25 protein-coding genes are annotated in these 22,461 nt (G+C 67.6%); 7 read left to right on the top strand and 18 right to left on the bottom strand.

What is annotated here, in order from left to right:
- Positions 1-15 precede the first annotated feature (15 nt).
- A complete protein-coding gene (locus tag OU998_RS04145; RefSeq protein ID WP_267515580.1) occupies positions 16-585 on the bottom strand; it encodes a YqgE/AlgH family protein in 570 nt (189 codons plus the stop codon).
- A 118-nt stretch (positions 586-703) separates the two neighbouring features.
- On the opposite strand from OU998_RS04145, the gene OU998_RS04150 reads away from it, so the two are divergent.
- Both OU998_RS04150 and OU998_RS04155 read left to right on the top strand, forming a co-directional pair.
- A complete protein-coding gene (locus tag OU998_RS04150; RefSeq protein ID WP_267515581.1) occupies positions 704-1,189 on the top strand; it encodes a peroxiredoxin in 486 nt (161 codons plus the stop codon).
- A gap of 12 nt (positions 1,190-1,201) precedes the next feature.
- The gene (locus OU998_RS04155) at positions 1,202-1,705 is read left to right on the top strand and encodes a very short patch repair endonuclease (RefSeq protein WP_267515582.1); all 504 of its coding nucleotides are present in this window, start codon (positions 1,202-1,204) and stop codon (positions 1,703-1,705) included.
- Here OU998_RS04155 and OU998_RS04160 read toward each other — a convergent pair.
- The 5 genes from OU998_RS04160 to OU998_RS04180 all read right to left on the bottom strand — a co-directional run bounded on the left by OU998_RS04160 (position 1,606) and on the right by OU998_RS04180 (position 6,236).
- A complete protein-coding gene (locus OU998_RS04160) occupies positions 1,606-3,459 on the bottom strand; it encodes an ATP-binding protein (RefSeq protein ID WP_267515583.1) in 1,854 nt (617 codons plus the stop codon). The genes OU998_RS04155 and OU998_RS04160 overlap by 100 nt on opposite strands.
- A gap of 71 nt (positions 3,460-3,530) precedes the next feature.
- Positions 3,531-4,577, bottom strand: coding sequence for a quinone-dependent dihydroorotate dehydrogenase (locus tag OU998_RS04165; protein WP_267515584.1), 1,047 nt, complete (start codon positions 4,575-4,577; stop codon positions 3,531-3,533).
- Positions 4,574-4,918, bottom strand: a complete 345-nt coding sequence (locus OU998_RS04170) for a DUF952 domain-containing protein (RefSeq protein WP_267515585.1) — start codon at positions 4,916-4,918, stop codon at positions 4,574-4,576. The genes OU998_RS04165 and OU998_RS04170 overlap by 4 nt, the downstream gene beginning before the upstream one ends.
- Positions 4,915-5,436 (bottom strand): SixA phosphatase family protein, encoded by a 522-nt coding sequence (locus OU998_RS04175; RefSeq protein WP_267515586.1) that lies wholly within the window; start codon positions 5,434-5,436, stop codon positions 4,915-4,917. Before OU998_RS04175 ends, OU998_RS04170 begins: the two co-directional genes overlap by 4 nt.
- Before the next feature lie 59 nt (positions 5,437-5,495).
- On the bottom strand, positions 5,496-6,236 hold the full coding sequence (locus OU998_RS04180) for a class I SAM-dependent methyltransferase (protein WP_267515587.1): 741 nt from the start codon (positions 6,234-6,236) through the stop codon (positions 5,496-5,498).
- 45 nt (positions 6,237-6,281) lie between these two features.
- On the opposite strand from OU998_RS04180, the gene gloB reads away from it, so the two are divergent.
- A complete protein-coding gene (gene gloB / locus OU998_RS04185) occupies positions 6,282-7,010 on the top strand; it encodes a hydroxyacylglutathione hydrolase (RefSeq protein WP_267515588.1) in 729 nt (242 codons plus the stop codon).
- Here gloB and OU998_RS04190 read toward each other — a convergent pair.
- The 9 genes from OU998_RS04190 to OU998_RS04230 form a co-directional block, all read right to left on the bottom strand.
- Positions 7,000-7,719, bottom strand: a complete 720-nt coding sequence (locus tag OU998_RS04190; protein WP_267516705.1) for a DUF4908 domain-containing protein — start codon at positions 7,717-7,719, stop codon at positions 7,000-7,002. The two genes, gloB and OU998_RS04190, sit on opposite strands and share 11 nt — an antisense overlap.
- 99 nt (positions 7,720-7,818) lie before the next feature.
- Complete coding sequence (gene phbB / locus OU998_RS04195; protein ID WP_267515589.1) at positions 7,819-8,544, bottom strand: acetoacetyl-CoA reductase; 726 nt, start codon at positions 8,542-8,544, stop codon at positions 7,819-7,821.
- A gap of 121 nt (positions 8,545-8,665) precedes the next feature.
- Positions 8,666-9,727, bottom strand: a complete 1,062-nt coding sequence (locus tag OU998_RS04200; protein ID WP_267515590.1) for an NAD(P)-dependent alcohol dehydrogenase — start codon at positions 9,725-9,727, stop codon at positions 8,666-8,668.
- Between the two features lie 75 nt (positions 9,728-9,802).
- Positions 9,803-10,552 (bottom strand): DUF72 domain-containing protein, encoded by a 750-nt coding sequence (locus OU998_RS04205; protein WP_267515591.1) that lies wholly within the window; start codon positions 10,550-10,552, stop codon positions 9,803-9,805.
- Positions 10,549-10,857, bottom strand: a complete 309-nt coding sequence (locus tag OU998_RS04210) for a type II toxin-antitoxin system RelE/ParE family toxin (protein WP_267515592.1) — start codon at positions 10,855-10,857, stop codon at positions 10,549-10,551. The genes OU998_RS04205 and OU998_RS04210 overlap by 4 nt, the downstream gene beginning before the upstream one ends.
- Positions 10,854-11,108 carry a type II toxin-antitoxin system ParD family antitoxin gene (locus OU998_RS04215; RefSeq protein WP_267515593.1) on the bottom strand — a complete coding sequence of 85 codons (255 nt, stop codon included), beginning with the start codon at positions 11,106-11,108 and terminating at the stop codon, positions 10,854-10,856. Before OU998_RS04215 ends, OU998_RS04210 begins: the two co-directional genes overlap by 4 nt.
- 311 nt (positions 11,109-11,419) lie before the next feature.
- Complete coding sequence (locus tag OU998_RS04220; protein ID WP_267515594.1) at positions 11,420-12,160, bottom strand: prephenate dehydrogenase; 741 nt, start codon at positions 12,158-12,160, stop codon at positions 11,420-11,422.
- 136 nt (positions 12,161-12,296) lie between these two features.
- Positions 12,297-13,628 carry a dihydroorotase gene (locus OU998_RS04225; protein WP_267515595.1) on the bottom strand — a complete coding sequence of 444 codons (1,332 nt, stop codon included), beginning with the start codon at positions 13,626-13,628 and terminating at the stop codon, positions 12,297-12,299.
- A 189-nt stretch (positions 13,629-13,817) separates the two neighbouring features.
- The gene (locus OU998_RS04230) at positions 13,818-14,783 is read right to left on the bottom strand and encodes a glycosyltransferase family 9 protein (RefSeq protein WP_267515596.1); all 966 of its coding nucleotides are present in this window, start codon (positions 14,781-14,783) and stop codon (positions 13,818-13,820) included.
- A gap of 100 nt (positions 14,784-14,883) precedes the next feature.
- Here OU998_RS04230 and OU998_RS04235 point away from each other — a divergent pair, with 100 nt between their 5' ends.
- The 3 genes from OU998_RS04235 to OU998_RS04245 all read left to right on the top strand — a co-directional run bounded on the left by OU998_RS04235 (position 14,884) and on the right by OU998_RS04245 (position 17,212).
- Positions 14,884-15,114, top strand: coding sequence for a hypothetical protein (locus tag OU998_RS04235; protein ID WP_267515597.1), 231 nt, complete (start codon positions 14,884-14,886; stop codon positions 15,112-15,114).
- Entirely contained in the window at positions 15,111-15,656 is a 546-nt protein-coding gene (locus OU998_RS04240) for a hypothetical protein (RefSeq protein WP_267515598.1), read from the top strand. The genes OU998_RS04235 and OU998_RS04240 overlap by 4 nt, the downstream gene beginning before the upstream one ends.
- Before the next feature lie 89 nt (positions 15,657-15,745).
- Positions 15,746-17,212 carry a response regulator gene (locus OU998_RS04245; protein ID WP_267515599.1) on the top strand — a complete coding sequence of 489 codons (1,467 nt, stop codon included), beginning with the start codon at positions 15,746-15,748 and terminating at the stop codon, positions 17,210-17,212.
- A 21-nt stretch (positions 17,213-17,233) separates the two neighbouring features.
- Here the strand turns inward: OU998_RS04245 and OU998_RS04250 are convergent, their stop codons facing one another.
- Both OU998_RS04250 and OU998_RS04255 read right to left on the bottom strand, forming a co-directional pair.
- Entirely contained in the window at positions 17,234-18,811 is a 1,578-nt protein-coding gene (locus tag OU998_RS04250; protein ID WP_267515600.1) for a PAS domain-containing hybrid sensor histidine kinase/response regulator, read from the bottom strand.
- Between the two features lie 58 nt (positions 18,812-18,869).
- Entirely contained in the window at positions 18,870-20,231 is a 1,362-nt protein-coding gene (locus tag OU998_RS04255; protein ID WP_267515601.1) for a glutamate--cysteine ligase, read from the bottom strand.
- A 337-nt stretch (positions 20,232-20,568) separates the two neighbouring features.
- Between OU998_RS04255 and OU998_RS04260 the strand changes: the two genes are divergently transcribed.
- On the top strand, positions 20,569-21,528 hold the full coding sequence (locus tag OU998_RS04260) for an IS5 family transposase (RefSeq protein WP_267513141.1): 960 nt from the start codon (positions 20,569-20,571) through the stop codon (positions 21,526-21,528).
- A gap of 150 nt (positions 21,529-21,678) precedes the next feature.
- Here OU998_RS04260 and OU998_RS04265 read toward each other — a convergent pair whose 3' ends face one another.
- The gene (locus OU998_RS04265; RefSeq protein ID WP_267515602.1) at positions 21,679-22,422 is read right to left on the bottom strand and encodes a 16S rRNA (uracil(1498)-N(3))-methyltransferase; all 744 of its coding nucleotides are present in this window, start codon (positions 22,420-22,422) and stop codon (positions 21,679-21,681) included.
- Positions 22,423-22,461: the final 39 nt, after the last annotated feature.

Below are 22,461 nucleotides of genomic sequence, written 5' to 3' on the forward strand. Positions count from 1 at the left end.
ACAGGTGAGCGTGTCTTAAGCCCGCCCGCCCTGGCTGGACAACCGGCCGGCGTCGACGCCCATCTGGGCCAGGGCGCGCGCCCATTTGGACTCGTGGTCGCCGTCGAAGATCAGATCCAGGTCGGCGTCCGCGGTCAGCCAGACATTGTCAGCCAGCTCATCCTCCAACTGGCCCTCGCCCCAGCCGGCGTAGCCGAGCAGCAGGGTCGAGCGACGCGGGCCGGAGATCTCGTCGGTCATGGCGGCCAGGGCCTCGCGCGTGCCGGTCATGGCCAGGCCGTCGCCGAAGGGCAGGGTGTCGGCGCCGACGCTCCAGTCGTCGGTGTGAAGCACGAAGCCGCGCTCGCGCTCGACCGGCCCGCCCATCAGCACCGGGCGGCCGATCGCCTGTTCGGGCGCCGGGGCGTCCAGCTTGTCCAGCACAGTCTTCAGATCGACGCCCTGGGCTGGGCTGTCGAGGCGTAAACCCATGGCGTGATCCGGCCCATGGGCGCAGATCAGTATGACGGCGTGTTCGAACCGGGAGTCGCCGATGCCGGGCATGGCCACCAGAAGACGGCCCGTCAGGGATGAGGCGTCGGTCATGATAACCATATCATCGGGTGCGAAACGGCCTGACGCAAGGCGCGTTGACGCTTGCAGCGGCGGCCGGGGCGTCTATCTGTCTCGGGCGCATCCAACCAACCCCGCGCGGAGAGACCTCATGACCATCCAGATCGGCGACCGCATCCCCGACGCGACCTTCGCCCAGGCGACCGCCGAAGGCCCCAAGCCCGTCAACACCGCCGACATCTTCGCCGGCAAGACCGTGGCCCTGTTCGCCGTTCCGGGCGCCTTCACCCCAACCTGCTCGGCCCGCCACCTGCCGGGCTTCAAGGACAATCTTGAGGCCATCAAGGGCAAGGGCGTCGATGTGGTCGCCTGTATCTCGGTCAACGACGCCTTCGTCATGAAGGCCTGGGCCGAAAGCCAGGGCATCGAGGACGAGTCCATCCTCATGCTGGCCGACGGCAACGGCGACCTGACCCGCGAACTGGGTCTGGTGCTGGACGGCTCGGGCTTCGGCCTGGGGCAGCGGTCGCAGCGCTATTCCATGCTGGTCAAGGACGGCGTGGTCGCCCAGCTGAACATCGAGCAAGGCGGCGAGTTCAAGGTGTCGTCGGCTGAACATCTGCTGGCCCAGCTCTGATCTGATGAACGAATGACCGACGTCTTCACGCCCGAACAACGCAGCGCCGTGATGCGCCGCGTGAAGGGGCGGGACACGTCGCCGGAACTGGCCGTGCGCAGGATTCTGCGCGCGGCCGGGATCGGTTATCGGCTGGGCGGCCTGGGTCTGCCCGGCAAGCCGGATGTGACGATGAAGGGGCGCAGGATCGCGCTGTTCGTCCACGGCTGTTTCTGGCACGGCCACGACTGCCCGCGCGGGGCGCGCCGCCCCAAGGCCAATGCCGAATACTGGAGCGCCAAGATTGGCCGCAACCGCGCGCGCGACGGCCGCGTGGCCGCCGATCTGGCGGCGGCGGGCTGGCGGGTTCTGACCGTGTGGGAATGCGAACTGCGCCGGCCGGATCAGGCCGAACGACTGGTCGCCGCCGTCAGAGATCAGGCGGCGACGGTTTCGGCCGCAGCGGCCGTCTCGTCCAGCACATGCTGCAAGGCGCCGAGCAGGGCCGGCGGCGTCAGGGGTTTGGAGACGAAATAGGCCATGCCGGCGGCCTGGCAGGCGGCGACGTCTTCGGGGGCGGTGTCGGCGGTGACGGCGACGACCGGGGTGCGGGCGTTGGGGCCTGCGCCGGCGCGCAGGCGACGGGTGGTCTCGCGGCCGTCCAGCTCCGGCATGCGGACATCCATGAAGATGACGTCGAACACGGTCTCGGCGCAGCGCTGCAGAGCGATCAGGCCGTCGGCGGCCGTGACGATGTCGCAGCCCAGGGGCTGGAGGATCAGCTGCACGGCGCGGCGATTGATGTCGTGGTCGTCCACGACCAGCACGCGCAAGGGGCGGTCCTGATCGTCTTCAGGCGTAACGACGGGGACGTCTGCGACAGGCGTCGGCGCAGCCCTTTCCAGCGATGTCAGGGCCTGGGCGATGTCGAGGCGGCTTTCGTCGATCGTGGTCGGCGTCGCGGCGGCCTCCTCGGTGCGCGGGAGCATCAGGGAGACGGTGAAACAGGCGCCCTGACCCTCGGCGCTGCGCGCCGTCAGGCGACCGCCCATCAGTTCGACCAGGTCGCGACTGATCGCCAGCCCCAGGCCGGATCCGCCGTGACGGGCGCTGACGCCGTCGGCCGTCTGGTCGAAGGGATTGAACAACCGCGTCAGCTGCTGATCGGTCAGCCCCGGTCCGGTGTCCTGGACCTCAAGCAGCAGGCAATAGCCGGAAGGTTCTTCCAGCCAGGCGTCCATGCGCAAGGTGATCTCGCCGCTCGGCGTGAACTTCACCGCATTCGACAGCAGATTGTTCAGCACCTGACGGATGCGCATGGAATCGCCCTGGACGCCGCGCGGCATGCGCGACGCGCCCTCGACCCGCAGTTTCAGCCCCTTGGCCTCGACCGGGCCGCGCCAAAGACGAAGCGTCTGGGCCAGCACGGCCCGCAGATCGAAATCGACGGCCTCGACCGTCATTCGTCCGGCGCCGATCTTGGTGTGATCCAGCAGATCGTCCAGCAGGGCCTTCATCATCAGGCCTGCGTCGGTAATCAGAAATGTGGTGGATCTCGACTGCGGGTGCAGGCTCTGAAGCTCGGCGGCGCCGGTCAGGATTGCTCCGATGGGGGTGCGCAGATCATGGCCGATGGCGGCGAGAAAGGCGGTGTGCGCGACCAGATCCTGCTCAGCCTTGAGACGAAGGGCTTCGGCTTCTGCGTGGGCGCGAATCTGATTTTCGGTCGCTTCGCTCATCCGCTGCCAGCTGATGATGGTGAAGAAGGCGACCAGGATGACGGCGGCCGCCGCCGTCATCACTATGGGCGGCGGGGCGCCGAAGGCGGCGGCCTGGAAGGGAACCGCCAGCAGATACAGCATCGGCGGCGCCAGAGACGCGGCGAGAACCGACTTGGACCGCGGCGAGTTGATCATTGAGAACAGCATCAGCGCCGGCAGCATAAGAGTCGCGCAGACACCGCCCATCGGGCCTCCGATCAGCCACATCGGAATCGACAGACTGCCGAACACCGAGGCGCTGGTGAACAGGATCAGGCAGGTGGTGATCCTGCGCCCCAAGGAGATTTCGGCGATGTTCCGACGCGGTGAAGGGAGCGCGAGCCGTTCCAGACCCTGCACCAAAATATAGGCGGCGAACCAGGCCAGGCAGATCCGCCAGCCGACCATGGGCATGACGACCAGGCCCACGGCGGCGCCCATGCCGACGCGCTGAAGCAGCGTGCCGCGACGGTGGCGGGCGGCCACGGCCCAGCCGCTGTCGGCGATCTCGTCGGTGGGCGTCTTGGACATCCAACTTCCCGCAACGCGAACCGTGTTCGTTCGCCTGCGCGCACTAGACGTCAGATGGGCCTAACGCTCCGTCAACGGGCGGCGACGACAGCCTCTGAAATCGAAGAAAATCCATCCGCGCGCAGCCGCGACGCCAGATCCCGCTTGATCCGCGCCACCAGGCCTGGCCCCTCGTAGATCAGGGCCGAGTAAATCTGGACGGCCGAAGCGCCCAGGCGAATCCGGGCATAGGCCTCGGCGCCGCTGGCGACGCCGCCCACCGCGATCAGGGGCAGACGGCCCTGAGCGGCCTCGACCGCAGCGCGCAGGGCCTTTTCCGCAAAGGGCCGGATCGGCGCGCCGGACAGGCCGCCCGTCTCATGCGCATCGGACGATCGCAGGCTCTCTGGTCGTTCCAGGGTGGTGTTGGACACGATCAGGCCGTCGATCCGGTGCGCCAGCGAGGCCTCGACGATCATGCCGATCTCGTCGGCGACCAGATCGGGCGCGATCTTCAGGAAGACCGGGACGCGCGCGGTGGTCTCGGTCGGACGGGCGGCGTCGATCCGACCCAGCAGATCGTCCAGCTGTTCCCGCCCCTGCAAGGCGCGCAGGCCGGGCGTATTGGGCGAGGAGATGTTGACGGTGAAATAGGAGGCGCGGCCGGCCAGGCGTTGCAGGCCGGCGACATAGTCCGCAGCCTTGTCGTCCGTATCCTTGTTGGCTCCCAGGTTGGCGCCGACGACCACGTTCGACGGGCGGCGATCCAGCCGGGCGGCGAAAGCCTCCAGGCCTTCATTGTTGAAACCCATCCGGTTGATGATCGCCTGATCCTCGGTCAGGCGGAACAGGCGGGGCTTGGGATTGCCGGGCTGAGGGCGGGGCGTGACCGAGCCGCATTCGACGAAGCCGAAGCCCAGCCGCGACAGGCCGCGCAGGGCCTCGCCGTTCTTGTCCAGTCCGGCGGCCAGGCCGACGGGATTGGGCAGGGCCAGTCCCGCCAGCGTCGTGTGCAGGATGGGATCGTCGGCGGCGGGCTCCGGCAGGGGAACGAAGGCCAGACCCTTGATCGCCAGCTGGTGGGCGGTCTCGGGATCGAGGCGACGCAGGGCGGCCGCGCCGAGGTCGAACAGGCTCATTGTCCGTCCTCGATGATCATCGCCCCGTCGTCGGCGACCGCAAAGGCGCGCGTCGCCGTGACGGCGGCCGCGGGCAGGGGGGCGTACAGATGTGGAAACAGATCGCCGCCGCGCGACGGCTCCCAGATCAGTTCGTCTCCGAACCGCCGCAGGTCCACGGTGAGCAGCACCAGATCGGTTCGACCGGCGTAATGGCGGCGCGCGGTTTCGACCAGTTGCTCGCCGGTCGACATATGGATGTAGCCGTCCGCCAGATCGACGGCTGATCCCTCGTAACGCCCTTCGGCCAGGGCGGCGCGCCATTCGGCGGCGGCGAGAATCTTATAGGCGGTGTCGGTCATGCGGCGCCGCCCTGGCCGAGCGGAGGCAGGCCACGCGGCGTGATGAAGCCCTCGTAAGTGCAGCGGCCGGCGACATCGACGGTGAACAGGGCGGCGGCAGCGGTCGGGAAGCCCCCGGCCAGGCGTTCCAGAATGGCTGGGGAGGCGGCGCTCTCGCTCAGATAATCGCCGGCCAGAACATGGACGCCCGGATTATGAGCCAGGACCAACAGGCAGCCGGCCTGATCCTCGTTGTCCTCGACGAAGCGGCGCAGCACCTCGGCCGGGGCGTTGTAGAGCCGGGGCTCCTCGCGCACCTCGACGTCGCCGAGGGCGTCGTGCATCTGTTCCCAGGTCTGGCGGGTGCGCGTGGCCGATGAGACCAAAGCCAGGTCGGGCTTCAGACCGCGCTCGGCCAGGGCCCTGCCCATCAGCTGGGCTTCGCCGCGCCCCACGGCGGACAGGGGGCGGGTTTCATCGCCGCCGGACGGGCTGGAGCCCTCGGCCTGGGCGTGTCGCATGAGGATCAGTCGGTGCATGGGCTTCGCCATAAGGCCGTTCGAGTTCGGCGACCAGATGGGTCGGGCTCAACTCCCCGTCAGCGCGGCCAATCGGGCGTGACGGAGGCGGCGGGCTGGGGCGTCAGGGCCGGTTTGGCGGGAACCCGCTGGGCGTGGCCGCTGGGGCGGATGCGGGCATAGGCCTGACGCGAGGCCTCCAGCAGGATCAGCCCCGCCGTTCCGGGCGCGACCCGGCGTCCGACCTGTTCGAAACCGTCGGCGAGGGGCAGAAGCGGCGTCCAGGGCGGGACATACAGGGTCTGGGACCAGGCCGCCGGCTCCAGCCCCGCCTCGCGCACCAGCCGCTCCAGCTGGCCCCGGGTGAAGGGGCGGCCGTGTCCGAAGGGGGTGTTCTCGGCCCGCGCCCACATCCCGCCGCGCGCGGCTGCGGCCAGGATGATGCGTCCGGTGGGGGCCAGGGCGCGCACCGCCTCCAGCAGCAGGGCGGCGGGATCGTCGGCTTCTTCCAGAGCGTGGACCAGCAGAATGCGGTCGAAGGATCCGGCGGCGAAGGGTAGGCGGCGGTCATCGACCAGAAGGGTGCGGTTGCGCCCCACGCTGGGCCAGTGTTCGACGCCCTGTCCGCCCGGCATGGCCGCGACCACGCGACGGGCGCCGACGAAGGCGTCCAGCCAGGGCGTGGCGTAGCCTATGCCCAGCACGTCGCAGTCGGGCGTCTCGCCCCAGGCGTCCTCCAACCGCCGCGCCAGAAGGCGCCGCACCAGCGCCCCGGTCGGTTCGCCGTAGAAGGTCCGAAGCTCGTCGATGCTGCGCCGCATGGATCCACCATAGGCCGGGTCGAGGCTCGCTGCTAGAATGTGATCATGACCCTGGATGTCCACCTGTTCCCCTGCCGCAGCGACAATTACGGCTTTCTGGTCCGCGACGCGGCCACCGGCGTGGTGGCCACGGTCGATACGCCGGATGCGGCGCGCATCCTGGAGGAACTGGAGACCCTGGGCTGGGGTCGGCTGGACCTGATCCTGAACACCCACTGGCACCCGGACCACACCGAGGGCAACGAACGACTGAAGGCCGAAACCGGCTGCGAAATCGTCGGGCCGGAGGAGGTGCGCCGCGTCGCGCCGCTGGATCGGGTGGTCGCGGACGGCGACGGGGTCATGGTGGGCGAGACCCGGTTCGAGGTCACGGCTACGCCCGGACACACCCTGGGGCATGTGGTGTTCCGCTCGGTCGAGGATCAGCTGGCCTTCGTCGGCGACACCCTGTTCGCCCTGGGCTGCGGTCGGCTGTTCGAAGGCACGCCGGAGCAGATGTGGGCCAGCTTGCGCACGCTGGCCGCCTGGCCCGAGGCGACCGTGATCTGGTGCGCCCATGAATATACGGCCTCGAACGCCCGCTTCACCCTGAGCCTGGACGACCGGCCCGAGACCCGGGCCCACGCCGAGGCGATATTTGCGAAGCGGGAGCGGGGCGAGCCGACTGTGCCGACCACCATCGGCGCAGAACTGCGGTTCAATCCGTTTCTGACAGCGGTCGATGCGGCCCAGTTCGCCGTGCGTCGGGCGGCGAAAGACGGCTTCAGCGGCTGAGGACGTCGTCCGCGACCGCGCGAACGATCAGGGCCGAGGACGGGCGGCCGGCCACGCCGGCGCGGGGCACGATCACGATACGCAGGACGCCGCGAGAGAAAGTCGCTTGTGGCCCCCGACCCTGGTCGGCGATCTCGATGCGGCGGATCTTGTCGGCCTCGCGCCGCAGGGTCGGCGAGCGGGACATGCGGGCGATGGCGTCCACAGCGGTCGACAGGGCGTCGGCGGCGACGGCTTCCGAGCCCGGCTGGATGTTCACATCGACGACCACCAGTCGGCCCAGGGCGCGACTGGCGCGTTCGCTCTGGCGAATGATGTACTGCCACAGCTGGACCGCCGTAAGGCCGGGGGCCAGCAGGGGGGCGGCCTCGCCGGACGGCGAGACGGGCGACCCTTGGGGCGCGGTCGTCGTGTACAGGGTCATGCGACCGTCGGCCGTGACGCGCAGAACCTGGTCGCCGTTGTCGTTGCGATAGACGATGTCGCCGCGCGGTGCGGGCGTAGCGCGCAACACCCAGATCTCGGTCGAACGGTCGAACCGCAGCAGGGGGCGCGCCCCCGTCACATCCAGCACGAACCCCTGACCCGTGCCCGAGACATAGCGGGCCGACGGTTCCAGGTCGCGGCGCGACTGGGCGTGGCAGTCCGACGGCAGGACGGCGGGCGCGGCGACGGATAGGCCGAGGCCCACGACGGCTGCGAAGGCCATCGCGGTCACGCGAGGCGATTTTTTCGCCCAAGCCGTTTCCGTCAACTTCATGAGACTGTGGATGAAACCGTCACACGGCGGATTTTGGGCGAAGGTCGTTCACCCCACCAGGTATTGGCCGCCGTTCAACGACAGTGTGCAACCTGTGACATATCCGGCACGCTCTCCGACCAGCCAGGACACCATGTCGGCGATCTCCTCGCCCTTGCCCAGCCGGCCGACGGGGATCTGTGCCACGATGGATTCCAGCACCTTGGGGTCCATGGCGCCGACCATTTCAGTGTCGATATAGCCGGGCGCGATACAGTTGACGGTCACGCCCTTGCGCGCATTCTCCAGCGCCAGGGCCTTGGTGAAGCCGATCATCCCGGCCTTGGCGGCGGAATAGTTGGTCTGACCCACCTGGCCCTTTTGACCGTTGATCGAGGAGATATTGACGATCCGGCCGTGGCCGCGCTCGCGCATGCCGTTGATGACCTGGCGGGTGGTGTTGAAGACGCTGTCCATGTTCACGCGGATCACGTCGGACCACTGGTCGTGGCTCATCTTGTGGAAGAAGCCGTCGCGGGTGATGCCGGCGTTGTTGATCAGGATATCGACCGGGCCCAGCTGGGACTCGACCTCGCCCACGGCGCGGGCGCAGTCGTCGAAACTGCCGACATTGCCCTTCACCACAATACAACCCAGGGCCTGGGCCGTGGCCTGGGCGGCTTCGTCATTGCCGGAGTAGCCGGCGGCGACGCGAATTCCGTCTTCCGTCAGGCGCTGCACGATCGCCTTGCCGATTCCCCGGGTCCCGCCGGTAACGAACGCCACACGCGCCATCGTTGCTTCCTTGTCCCTGCACGCTCGTCTGATGCGAGCCCTCCCCGAGAGGTTTAACCACGTCTCGGTTGTAGGCAAAGCCCGTTTCCTTTGCGGAAACCAGGCTTGATGTCGCGGGTGATCAGGCGGCCATCTTCTCCATGTCGATGACGAACCGGTAGCGGACGTCGGACTTCAGCATCCGCTCATAGGCCGTGTTGATCTGGTCCGGCGCGATCGTCTCGATCTCGCAGGCGATGCCGTGTTCGGCGCAGAAGTTCAGCATCTCCTGGGTCTCGGCGATGCCGCCGATCAACGAGCCGGCGATGCGGCGACGACGCCACAACAGGGGCACGGCATAGACCGGCAGGCCCTCGGTGGTCAGGCCCAGCATGACCATGGTCCCGTCGCGGGCCAGCAACTGAACCTGGCTGGAGATCTCGTGCGTGGCCGAGACGGTGTTGATGATCAGGTCGAAGCTTTCGGCCGCCGCCTTCATCGCCGGCTTGTCCGAGTTGATCAGGAAATGTTTGGCGCCCATCCGCTCGGCGTCGGCCTTCTTGCGGTCCGAGGTGGACAGGACCGTGACCTCGGCCCCCATGGCCGCCGCCAGCTTGACCGCCATATGGCCCAGGCCGCCCAGGCCGATGACCGCCACCTTGGACCCCGGACCGACGCCCCAGGTCTTCAGCGGCGAATAGGTGGTGACGCCGGCGCACAGCAGGGGGGCGGCGACGTCCAGCGGCAGGCTGTCGGGGATGGACAGGACGAAATGCTGATCGACAGTGATGTGGTCGGAATAGCCGCCCTGGGTGATGGTCTCGGCCGTGCCGCCCTTCGTATCCTTGGCGCCATAGGTGCCGGTGAAGCCGGGCACGCAATACTGCTCCAGACCTTCCTGGCAGGACGAACATTCGCGGCAGCTGCCGACCATACAGCCGACGCCGACACGGTCGCCTTCCTTGAAGCGGGTGACGTTGGCGCCGACGGCCTTGACCACGCCGGCGATCTCGTGGCCGGGGACCAGGGGATAGGGGGCCGGGCCGGTCTCGCTGCGGGCCATGTGCAGGTCGGAGTGGCAGATGCCGCTGAACTTGATGTCGATCAGGACGTCGTCCGGGCCGGGATCGCGCCGTTCGAAACTGTAGGGGGTCAGGGGCTTGTCAGCGGCGGTCGCGGCGAAGGCGCGTGTGGCGATCGGCATAGGGGAAGTCCTTCAGGCCTTGGGGGCGTGGGCGACAGATGTGGCCCGAGACGACCGGCCGCAAGGCGGGCGGCGCTATTTCAACTGGGCGATCAGCGCCTGGGCCGCCGCCGGGTTCCGCACCTTGGCCCCCGATATGAAATAGGCGAAGACCGCGCCGCGTTCGGCCCAGGCCTTGGCCTGGTCGGCGACGGCGGCCAGTTCGGCGGCGGTCATGCCGGTCGGCTCGTCCTCGCGGCTGGACATCAGCCGGGCGTAGGTAAAGTCGGCGGTGGCCTCGTCGATCTGGGGCCAGGTCGGCTCCTCGTCATCGACGGCGTAGACGATGGCGACGCCGTATTTGCGGGCCAGGTCGTAGAACTGTTCGGTGGCGAAGCTCGGGTTGCGGACCTCCAGGGCGTGACGCAGGCGGACGCCGTCCTTCTCGGGCGGCAGCAGTTTCAGGAAACCCTCGAAATCCTCGGGGTCGAACTTTTTCGTGCCCATGAACTGCCAGTTGATCGGGCCCAGCCTGTCGCCCAGTTCGGTCAGGCCCTGGGACAGGAACCGGTCGAAACTCTCGCCGCCCTCCGACAGGATCTTGCGATTGGTGCAATAGCGGCTGGCCTTGACCGAGAAGACGAAACCGTCGGGCGTCTCGTCGCGCCATTTGCGCCAGGAGTCGGGTTTGAAGGTCGAGTAATAGGTGCCGTTGATCTCGATACTGGTCAGTTTCGACGCCGCGTATTCCAGCTCGCGCTTCTGGACCAGGCCCTCGGGATAGAAGACCCCGCGCCACGGCTCGAAGGTCCAGCCGCCGACGCCGATGTGGATGGGGTGGGTCATGGCCAGTCGCTTCCCAGAGGTGAGGTCGTCCAGTCCTCGCGTGCGCTGCGGATGCGGAGGACAGCGACGATATCGTCGATGTGTTCGTAGATGATGACGTGAGCGCCGTAGGGCTGGACCCTGACGGAAGGCTGGATATCCGTGTGCAACCGGCCCGTATCGGGGAACAGGAGCAACTGCTGCAACTGGTCTTCCAAGCCCGACAGATAGGTTTCGGTCTGGCGGGCGCCGAACATTTCCAGGCCCTGCCAGAAAATCAGGCGCAGATCCGCTTCGGCGTCTTCGCTCAGCCGCAGGCGGGTCACGCCGCGCCCTTGCGTCTTTCGAATTCGGCGCGGACTTCCTCGAAGATCTCACGTGGGGTCTTTTCGCTGATCCCGCCGGCGCGCGCCTCGTCCACCAACCGCTGCATATTGGCGATCTTCTCGGCCCTCACCTGTTCGCGGCGGATCAGGTCGCGGACGACGTCCGAGGCGTTGGCGTAGCGGCCGGATTTCGCCTGTTCCTCGACCCAGGCCTTCATCGGGTCGGGCAGGGAGATGTTCATCGTCGCCATGGGGTCTGCTCCTGTCTGGGGAGAGTGGCGTATTGGCAAACTTTGTCAATTGCTGCTGAAGGCGCCGACGAGAGCCACTTCTTTCGTCATTCCGGGCGAAGCGCAGCGGAGACCCGGAATCCCTCGTCATCCTCCGGCCCGCGAAGCGGGACCGGGGGAGGCGCCGAAGGCGAAATCTATCCGACGCTCGCTGTTTGAAGATCGAATCCGCGACAGGTTCGCGCTCTCGCGCGCCGCTGGGTTCCGGGTCTCCGGGCCAAGAGGCCCTTCGCCCGGAATGACGAAAGAGAAGAGAGGTCCACTGGGAGCCCTCACCCCGCGTCCAGATCCCCCCGCGCCGCGTCCGCCAGGGCGAAGAAGCGGTTGCGGACTTCGGCGGCGAAGGGGTTGTCGCGTTCGATGGCGCGGAAGACGGCGGGGCTGTCGTGGCGGACCATGTCCACGGCCTGCATCAGCCGGTCGAAACTGGCGGTGGTCATGCGGGTGGGCAGGGGCTCCATGGCCAGCAGCAGGCGGGCGATCAGATGGGTCAGGCCCTGGACCGTGGCGGCCTCGCGGTCGTGATCCTCGGGGCTGACCTGGAACACCTTCAGGGCCAGGGCGCGGCGGCAGAAGGCGGCGACGCGGCGGGCGTCGCGTTTGGCGCGCACTTCGCAGACGGCGATGCGCAGGCCGGCGATGCCGTGCTTGCCGCTCTGGGGGCCGAACAGGGGGTGGGTTCCGACGATCCGCACGCCGGAAGGCAAAAGCTCGGCCATCAGCCGGGCGGGTTTGACCTTCACCGAGCCGACGTCGATCACCAGGGCGTCGGGGCGCAGGTGAGGGCGGATTTCGGTCAGGGAGGCGGCCAGGGCCTCGACCGGGACGGCCAGGATGATCGTGGGACAGGCGGCGGCGGTCGCCAGGTCGGTCAGGGTCGCGTGGTCGTCTGTGTCCGTGGCGGCCGGGTCATGGGCCTGGATGTCGAACCAGGGCGACAGGTGCCGCGCCGTCAGCCGCCCGAAGGCGCCGAAGCCGATCAGGCCGAGGCGGGGTTTGGCCAAGGGAGTCACGCCCCCCTCCCCACGTCCGTCATCCTAGGCCTTGTGCCTAGGATCCATAGACTCCGTCGAGGATGGTGCGCACCGGCGAACACCGGGCGTATGGATCCTCGGGACAAGCCCGAGGATGACGAAAGAGAAGAGAGGCTCACAGGGTCTCCATGAACCGCACCGGCCGACCGTGGGCCGCGCCGATCAGTTCGCCGTCCTGCATCACCACCCGGCCGCGCACGAGGGTGGCCATGGGCCAGCCGGTGGCCTCGAAACCGTCGAACGGGGTCCAGCCGCAGCGCGACGCCTGCTGGTCATGGGTGATGGTGCGTTTGGCCTTCAAGTCGACGATGGTCAGATCGGCGTCATAGCTGACGGCCATCCGGCCCTTGTTGGCCGTGCCGAACACCCGCTGGGCGCCGGCCGAGGTCAGGTCGATGAACCGCTCCAGGCTGAGCCGCCCCTGGGCCACATGGGTCAGCATCAGGGGCACCAGGGTCTGGACCCCCGGCATGCCCGAGGGCGAGGCCGGATAGGGTTTGGCCTTTTCCTCCTTGGTGTGCGGCGCATGGTCGGACCCCAGCACGTCGGCGACGCCCTGCTGCATGCCCCACAGCCATAGGGCGTCCACATGCTCCTGCGACCGGATCGGCGGGTTCATCTGGGCATAGGCGCCCAGCCGTTCATAGGCCTCGGGCGCGGCCAGGGTCAGGTGTTGCGGCGTGATCTCGACGGTGGCGACATCCTTGTGGAAGCGTAGGAACTCCATCTCGTCCTTGGTCGTGACGTGCAGGACGTGGATGCGGGCGCCCGTCTCCTGGGCCAGGCCGACCAGGCGGCGGGTCGAGCGGATGGCGCTCTCGGCGTCGCGGACCTCGGGGTGGCTAGTCCAGTCGCCGGTGCGGGCCAGGCCGCGCCGTTCGACCAGTCGGTATTCGTCCTCGGAGTGGAAGGTGGCGCGGCGGCGCACGTTCGACAGAACCTTGCGCACCCCCTCGTCGTCGGCGATCAGCAGGTCCCCGGTCGAGGCGCCCATGAAGACCTTGACCCCGCAGCAGCCGGGCAGCCGCTCCAGCTCGCCCAGATAGTCGGCGTTCTCGTGCGTGCCGCCGACGTAGAAGGCGTGGTCGGTCCACATCCGGTCCTTCGCCCTTGCCAGCTTGTCGGCCATGGTGTCGGGGTCGGTGGTGTTCGGGTTGGTGTTCGGCATTTCGAACACGGCGACGACCCCGCCGAGAGCCGCCGCGCGCGAGCCGGTCTCCAGGTCTTCCTTCCACTCCAGGCCCGGTTCGCGGAAATGGACCTGGGTGTCGATGACGCCGGGCAGGACGGTCAGGCCGGTCGCATCAAAAGTCTCGCCGCCCGAGGCCTGGGACAGGTCGCCGATGAAGGCGATCTTGCCGTCGATCACCCCGACGTCGGCCCGGCCTCGCCCGGCGTGATTGGCCACCTCGCCGCCACGGACGATCAGGTCATAGGTCTGGGTCATGGGGCGGGCTCCGATGCGGATAGATGTCCGCCAGGGTTCTACAGACCCGCTCATCCCCGCGAAAGCGGGGATCCAGCGCTTTGGGCGATCAAGTGTCTGGAGTGATCGTGATCAAGCAATCTCAGCCGCCGTGTCCTCGCGAAAATCCTGGGTCCCCGCTTTCGCGGGGATGAGCGGGTCTGAGTGAACCTAACTTCGTTCCTTCAACACCCGCAGCGCCGCCTTCAGCACCCGCTCCCACGGCAGGTCCATCATGTGCTGGATCGCCTGGTTCAGCCGGGGATCCAGGGTCTTGAACTCTTCAAACGAACGCGGGCCGCGCACGGAAACGCCCTTCCACGGGCCGCGCGTCGTCTCGTCGGACGGGCCGAACACCGCCACCACCGGCGCGCCCGAGGCGGTGGCCAGATGGGTCCAGATCGAGTCCGCCCCGATGTACAGCCGGGCCTTCGACAGGGCCGCCACCGTCTGGAGTCGCGTCAATTTGCCCTGAAGCTCGATCACCCGCGCGCGCGGCGCGGCGTAGCGGATCGTGTGCGCCGCCTCGCGGTCGATCTCCTCGCCGACCAGCATCAGCCGCCCGCCCGCCAGAGGACCGTCGTCGGCCAACAGCCTGGTCGCCACCTTGGCGTAGCGTTCGGCGGGCCAGCGCCGGCCCATCCATTCGACGCCGGGGCCGATGGCCAGGATAGGGCCGTCGCCGCCCCCGGTCGGGATCAGGGCCTCGACCTGAGCCATCGTCAGATCCGAGACGTGGATGCGCGGCGTCGGCGCCTCTTGCGGCTCCATCTGCAGCACCGCCGCCGCCGCCTCGACCGCATGCAGACCCGGCGCGTCCTTGCCGCGCACCGCCCGCTTGTGGCGCCTCAGCCGGCCCGACAGGGTCGAGCCGCGCATATCGACGACCAGGCCCCATTTGGTCCCGCGCACCTGGTTCCACAGGGCGATCCAGTCGAAATGTCCCTCGCGCTCCAGCACCAGAAGCCGGTCCAGGCGCGGCGTATCGGCGAACAGGGGGGCGCTGGCGGCCGAGCCGACGATGGTGAAGGCGGCGTTCGGCAGGCTTTCGACCAGATGGGCCAGAACGCCCGAAGACAGCACGGCGTCCTCGGCGTCGGCTTCGGCGATATAGAGGATGGGAAAGCGCCCGATCATCCGTGAGCGTCATACAGGGATTCTGTTCGCGATTCACCGTCAAACGCCCGTATCCACAGGCAGGTTTCCCGCACGGACGCGATGGGATAGAGCCACGGCCATGACGCAAGCCCCCCATCCGGCGCCCGATCCCGCCGCCGCCGCCGCCCTGGAACGCTTCAAGGCGCAGCGGGTGACGGCCATCTATCGCCTCGACCTGATCGCTCAGGGCGCGACCATCGCCTATGAGGACGGCACGCCGGTGGACATGGCGTCTGAAAAGACGCGGCTCGAGGCCGTGGTCGCCGACATGGACCGCCGCATCGCCAAGCTGGAGCGGACAGGCGGGTGAGCCTGCCCCTGCTGCCGGATCGGACCTGCGGGCCCTGCGTCGAATGCTGTCGCGCCATTCCGCTGGATCTGCCCGAATTGGCCAAGCCGACCGGCGAACTGTGCGCCTATTGCGTCGAGGCCGCCGGCTGCTCGGTCCATGCGATCCGGCCGAACACCTGCCGGGTCTGGTTCTGCCTGTGGCGGGTGGTCGAGCTGTCGGACGACTGGCGGCCCGATCTCAGCGGGATCATCGTGCGGCCCGACGGGATCGAGGACGGAATCATAACCCTGTATGTCGTGCGCCCGTCCGACTTTCTGGCCTCGCCGGACCTCTTCGCCACCGTGGCCGGCTGGATCGCCGAGGGGATCGAGGTGGCGCTGAGCATTCCCGGACCGGTGGGAACCTACCCCGCGCGCGCTGTCGTCACCGACTGGCTGCGACCGGCGATTGAGGCGGGCGACCCCGCCGCCTTCCTGGGGCGGGTGCTGCGGTCGCTGGACAGGCTTGGGGACCATGATTTTCAACCCGACGGCGTCGTGGCGCGATACGGCGTCGTTTGATCGTCGACAGGCGTTTTTGGGCAGATAAGCGCCTTCCCCTAGGCGGTGCTTAGCCGATCATTAGCCCTTTTCCTGATACCGCAATCTCCTTGATCGACGTCCAGAAGGGACGCGCCGTGCCTATGCAGGATTGGGACGACCTGCGTCGTCCGATATGGTTGTTCGACCCCGCCAGCCGGCGCGGCGTCTACGCCAATCCGGCGGCTCTGGAACTGTGGGAAGCAGATAGCCTTGAGGCGCTTCAGGCGCGGGGTTTCGGCCAGCTGTCGCCGGCCGCAGAGGCCCGCGTCGAAAGACTGATGCGCGAAACCGCCGACGGCGCCGCTGTCTGCGAACAGTGGACCTTCTATCCCAACGGCCACCCCGTGTCGGTGTCGGCCGTGATCTCGACCTATCATCTGGAAGACGGCACGCCCGTGATGTTGCTGGAGGCCTCGCCGCTCATCGCCGACGGCGAGCAGAACCGCGCGACCGAGGCCCTGCGCCATACCTCCACCCTGATCAGTCTGTTCGACCCGGAAGGGCGGCCGATCTTTTCCAATCCCGCAGCCTTCTGGGCCTATGGCGCGAGCGATGGTTTTGCGGCGCGTTTCGCCGAACCGGAACGCGCCCAGTCGCTGTTGGACGCCGCCCTGGCCGGAAGGGCCGTCAGCGACGTCTGCCAGGTGGTCACGCGCGAAGGCCTGCGTTGGCATCAGCTCGACGTGCGACAGACGACCGACGCCGCCACGGGCCAGGTCGCCGTCCTGCTGGACGAACATGATGTGACGGCGCGCATACTGGCGGAACAGGCCCGCGCCGCCGCTGAGCAGAAGGCCGCCATGGCTGAGGCGCGCCAGGTCTTCCTGACCGACATGTCGCATGAACTGCGCACACCGCTGAACACGGTGATCGGCTTCTCGGACCTGCTGGCGACCAGCGGGCTGAATGAGAAACAGGCCGCCCACGCCGCCCGCATCAACGACGCGGGTCAGCGCTTGCTGGCGGTGGTCAATGAAATGATCGATCAGTCCGTGCGCGACGCCGAAACGGCGGATGGCGCGGCGTCCCAGGCGGTCGCGGCCGAACCTGAGCTGTCCGCAGGTTCGGCGGTGGTCGAGCCGGGTTCAGACCTGGTCCCGGAGGGGGCGGCGGGTCGGCTCGGCGGACCTCGCGTCCTCTATGTGGACGATCACGACAGCAACCGGGCGCTGGTGGTCGCGGTGCTGGACGCCCAGGGGATCGTCTGCGCCACGGCTGAGGACGGCGCACAGGGGCTGGAGGCCGCCCGCACGGGCGACTGGGATCTGATCCTGATGGACATCCAGATGCCGGTCATGGACGGAATCGCCGCCACCCGCGCCATCCGCGCCTTGCCGGGCCATCGCGGCGCCACCCCCATCGTCGCCCTGACCGCCAACACCCTGGGCGAACAGAAGGCCGAATACGCCGCCGCCGGAATGGACGGCTGTATGGCCAAGCCGATCAATATCGTCGAACTGACCCATATGGTGCTGAGCTGGATCGGCAGCGACTGGCGCCGGATCGATACGCCTCTGATCTCCGCCGTCGCCTGACGCCGGCGCGCCGGCTCAGTCTCAGGCCGCCAACACCGACTGGATGCCCGCCAGCAGATTGGCGGCGGTGATGGGTTTGGGCACATGAATATCCGCGCCCGCCTCTATGGCCTGGTCACGGTGCTGGGCCATGGCGTTGGCGCTCAGCATGATGATCGGCGTATGGGCGTTGGCGGCGCGGGCTGATTCCAGCGCGCGAATTCGACGCGTCGCCGACAGTCCGTCCATGCCCGGCATCTGCATGTCCATCAGGATGACGTCGAACCGGTCTGTTTCGAACGCAGCGACGGCCGCGGCCCCGTCCTCGACGGTGATCAGTTCGACCGGATGGCCGGCCAGGATCAACTGAACCACGCGCTGATTGGTCGGATGGTCCTCCGCCAGCAGCACTCGGATGGTGCGCATCGGCTGGGCGATCTCAGATGCTCTGGCGCGTTCGCTGGCGACATAGTCCGAAAGCGAGGCGCTGCGCGCCAGGGGGATTTCGACCTTGAAACGGCTTCCGACGCCGGGCGTCGACTCGGCCGTGATCCGTCCGCCCATCATCTCGACCAGGGCCCGGCAGATCGACAGGCCCAGACCTGTGCCGCCGAAGCGTCGGGTAATGGTGGCGTCCGCCTGGCTGAACCGATCAAACAGCCGGGCGGCGTGTGCGGCGTCGAAGCCGACGCCCGTATCGCTGATGTCCACGATCAGATGGTTCAGGCCGTCCTGGTCTTCGTCCAGAGCGATCCGAACAGCGACCTCGCCCTGATGAGTGAATTTGACGGCGTTGGACAGCAGGTTGCTGATGACCTGGCGGATGCGGGTGCTGTCGCCGATGAAGACGCCCCGCGCCGCTTCGTCGCGGATGACCTCGAACCTCAGCGCCTTTTCGTCAGCGCGCACGCGCATCACTTCCAGCGGCGCGTCCAGGGCTTCGTCCAGGTCGAACGCGCGGGTTTCCAGCGTCAGTTCGCCCGCTTCGATCTTGGAGACGTCGAGGATGTCTGAAACCAGTCGCTCCAGGGTGACGCCGGACGACCGGATCAGATTGACCATCTCGGCCTGTACCGGGTCCAGGGCGGTGCGCGACAGGGCGTCGACGATGCCGATCACTCCGTTCAGCGGTGTCCGGATTTCATGGCTCATATTGGCCAGGAAGTCGGACTTGGCGCGGTTGGCCGCCTCTGCGGCGGCCTTGGCCTCAAGCAGGGCCTGTTCGTGGGCGACCTTCTGGGTCACATCCCGCGCGACGGCGTAGATGCGGTCGCCGAAACGACGGGCGCGCCATTCCAGGGTGACGTAATGCCCGTCCTTGTGCCTGTAGCGGTTGGTCTGACCGAGAGCCGGTTCGTCTAGTCCCCGATGGGTGACCTCCTGGATGGCCCGGCGCGTGGCCTCGAGATCATCGGGATGAATCAGGCTGATCAGCATGACGCCCACCAGTTCTTCCGCGTGATAGCCGAGCACGGTGAACCAGGACGGGCTGGCTTTCAGCACCGGGCCGTTGATGTCGCGCACGATCAACAGATCCAGGGACACATCGAAAAATGTGTCCAGATCCACGTCGTGCGTGGCGCTGGGCGCGAACGGGTCTGTGATCGAGGCGCTGATCATTGCGGGGCTATCCTTAGGGGGCTCACCTTACAGCCCGCTGGTTAAGGACGCCTTGTCTTTAGTAGGCGAAGTCGGCGTAGATCCGCTTTAAGTCGCCCTGCCAGGCCCCGTGATACAGGTCCAGCAAACGCTCGGCCGGCGTCACGCCGCTGTCGGCGATGTCCTCCAGCTCCGACAGATAGCCGCGCTCGTCCACCATGCCGCCCGAGAAGCGCGCGCGGTTCTTCAGCCCCTGTTTGGCGATGTTCACCAGGTCCACCGCGATGTCGCGCACGCTGCGGCCCGCCACCTCGGCTTTCAGGCCCAGGCGGGTCACGTCGCGGCGCAGGCGTTCGTGGTCGGCGATGTCCCAGTCCTTGACCAGGTCCCAGGCGGCGGCCAGCGACGGGGCGTCGTACAGGACGCCGGCCCACAGGGCGGGCAGGGCGCAGATCCGGCTCCACGGGCCGCCGTCGGCGCCGCGCATCTCCAGATAGGCCTTCAGCCGCACCTCGGGGAAGAGGGTGGTCAGATGGTCGTTCCAGTCCTTGATCGTCGGATATTCGCCGGGCAAGGCGGGCAGTTTGCCCGCTTGGAAGTCGCGGAACGACTGGCCCGAGGCGTCGATGTATTTTCTGTCGCGCTTGGCGAAATACATTGGGGTGTCCAGGGCATAGTCGGCATAGCGCTCAAAGCCGAACCCATCCTCGAACACAAAGCCCAGCATGCCGGTGCGGTCAGCGTCGGTGTCTGTCCAGACATTGGCGCGGGCCGACAGGAAACCGTTCGGGCGGCCCTCAGTGAAGGGCGAACAGGCGAACAGGGCGGTGGCGATGGGCTGTAGCGCCAGCGAGGTGCGGAACTTGGCCACCATGTCGGCTTCTGAATCGAAGTCCAGATTGGCCTGGATGGTGCAGGTGCGCAGCATCATGTCGAGGCCCAGGTTCCCGACCTTGGGCATATAGGCCCGCATGATGTCGTAGCGGCCCTTGGGCATGACCGGCACCTGTTCGCGGGTCCACAGCGGGTCGAAGCCGGCGCCCAGGAAACCGACGCCCAGCTGGTCGGCCACCTGCTTGACCTCCATCAGGTGCTGGCCGGTCTCGGAACAGATGTCGTGGATGGTCTTCAGCGGGGCGCCGGACAGTTCGAACTGGCCGCCTGGCTCCAGGCTGACCGAGGCGATGAAGCCCTCGTCATTGCGACGTTCCAGCCCGATCAGGACGCCATTCTCCTCGACGCGCGACCAACCGAAGCGTTGCAGGCCTTCCAGCATGGCCTTGATGCCGTTCGGCCCCTCATAGGCGGGCCGGCCCAGGCTGATCTTGTCGAAGCCGAACTTCTCGTGCTCGGCGCCGATCCGCCATTCGTCCTTGGGCTTGGCGCCCTTGGACATGGCTTCGATCAGGACGTCCCGGCTCAGCGGCGCGTTGTCGGTCATGCGTCAGGTCCCCTCCGGCGCATCTGTGAGCGACCGTGTGTCGCGGCTAGATGGGAGAGGATGAGGCCGGGCTCAAGGGGGCAGGCCTCGTCTTATTCCCTCTCCCAACGGGAGAGGGCTTGAGCGCACGAGAGCGAAGCGATCGTTCTGGCGCGAAAGGGTGAGGGTTACGGTGTGCGACTTGGCCCACCGCCCGACCCTCATCCGGCCCTTCGGGCCACCTTCTCCCAACGGAGACCTCTGCGAAACATTTGGGGTGTTGCGGGGATGTGATTCCCAGCGGGGCGGGGTCGTGATTCTCTATCTGTGACGGGATCCGTAGAAGCGAGGGGCGGTTATGGCCGATCAGCAGTTGAGCTTGGCTGAGACGTTGGTCGATCCGAGATTGGGGACGAACGCGCGACTGGACGCCATTGGCAAGGTGATCGACTGGGCCCCGCTGGAGAAGCTGGCCGAGCAGGTCCATGCGGGCAGGTTGGGGCGCAAGCCCTACCGGGCCAGCGCGATGATCCGGGCTTTGTATCTGCAGATGCTCTACGGCCTTTCGGACCCGGGCTTGGAAGAGGCGCTGACCGATCGCCTGTCGTTCCGGCGCTTCTGCGGGCTGGGCCTGGATGAGGCGACGCCGGACGAGACGACGATCTGCCGGTTCCGCCTGACGGCGGCCAGGAAGGGGGTGATGCAGGCCTGTTTCGAGGAGGTGAACCGCCAGTTGGACGCGCGGGGCCTGATCGTTCGCAGCGGCACGCTGATGGACGCCACCCTGCTGGCGGCGGCGTCGCGCAAGCCCGACATCAAGCAGGGCGCGGGCGCGGGGCTGGAGCGCGAACCCGGGGCCAGCTGGACGCGCAAGAACGGCAAGAGCCACTTTGGCTATCGGCTGCACGTGGCCACCGACCAGGGCTTCAACCTGATCCGGGCCGTGGTGCTGACCCCGGCCCATGTCGGCGAGAGCCTGGTGGCCGAGACGCTGATCCAGGGCGACGAGAAGGCGGTCTATGCCGACAAGGGCTACGAGCACAAAGGACGGCGCGCCCGATTGAAGGCACGCGGGTGCAAGGATCGCATCTGCCACCGCTCGCACAAGCACCAGAAGGCCTTGCCCTACTGGCAGACCCAGAGGAACAAGCTGATCGCCAAGCGCCGGGCCGTGGTCGAGCAGGTGTTCGGAACTGCCCGGCGGGTGTTCGGCTACGCCCGCGCCCGATCAACCAGCTTCGCCGTGAACCTCGCCGACATCTTCCGTCTGGCCACAGTGTTCAACCTACGCCGCGTCGCAGGATTGCCGGCGACCTGACAGCCGAGTTGCGTCCAACGCCCAGCCAAGGCCGCCGACAACGCCCCAACAGGCGATCAACATCGCCTGTCCGACAGACCCGTGACCTCGGCGACGAGACCCTCCCAGTCAAATGCCTCATTCCGCAGAGGTCTCCAACGGGAGAAGGGACTATTTTTCCCAATCGCCCACCGCCGCCTGCCAAAGGCTCATGGCGGCGATGGCGGCGGTGTCGGCCCGCAGGATGCGCGGGCCGAGCGACACGGCGGTGGTGAAGGGCAGGGATCGCAGGCGCTCGCCCTCTTCCGGCGAGAAACCGCCTTCAGGGCCGATCAGGATGGACCATTTTCGGTCTTGGGGCCCCTCTCCCGCGTCGCGCAAGGCCGACATCGCCGGCGCGCCGCCGGTCTCGTCGCAGAACATCAGCCGGCGGCCAGAATCGGGACTGGCCTCCCACCCGTCCAGCAGGGCGTCCAGCTTCACCGGATCATCGACCGGGGGCACGTCCAGGCGACCCGTCTGTTCGGCGGCCTCCTCGGCGATGGCGTCCAGCCGGTCCAGGCGGATACGGTCGGCGTTGGTCCGTTTGGTCAGGACCAGCCGCACCCGGCGCGCGCCCAGTTCGGCGGCCTTTTCGACGATGGTCTCGACCCGGGCCTTCTTAACGACCGCAACGATCAGCTCCAGATCGGGACCATAGGTCTGGGGCCGCACCTGTTCTTCGGCCCGCAGGATCACGCCCTTCTTCAGGACTTCGGCGATGGTGCAGCGCCATTCGCCGTCGCGGCCGTTGAAGACCAGCAGCTCGTCCCCGAGCTTCAGCCGCATGACCTGGGTCAGATAGCGCGACTGGTCGAGGGTGGGGGCGACGGGGGCGGCGGCGGCCAACACGGCCTTCACATGTAATCGTATCATCTCAAATCCGCTCATCCCCGCGAAAGCGGGGACCCAGTG

It is taken from the genome of Brevundimonas sp. SL130, assembly GCF_026625805.1.
GTDB lineage: Bacteria > Pseudomonadota > Alphaproteobacteria > Caulobacterales > Caulobacteraceae > Brevundimonas.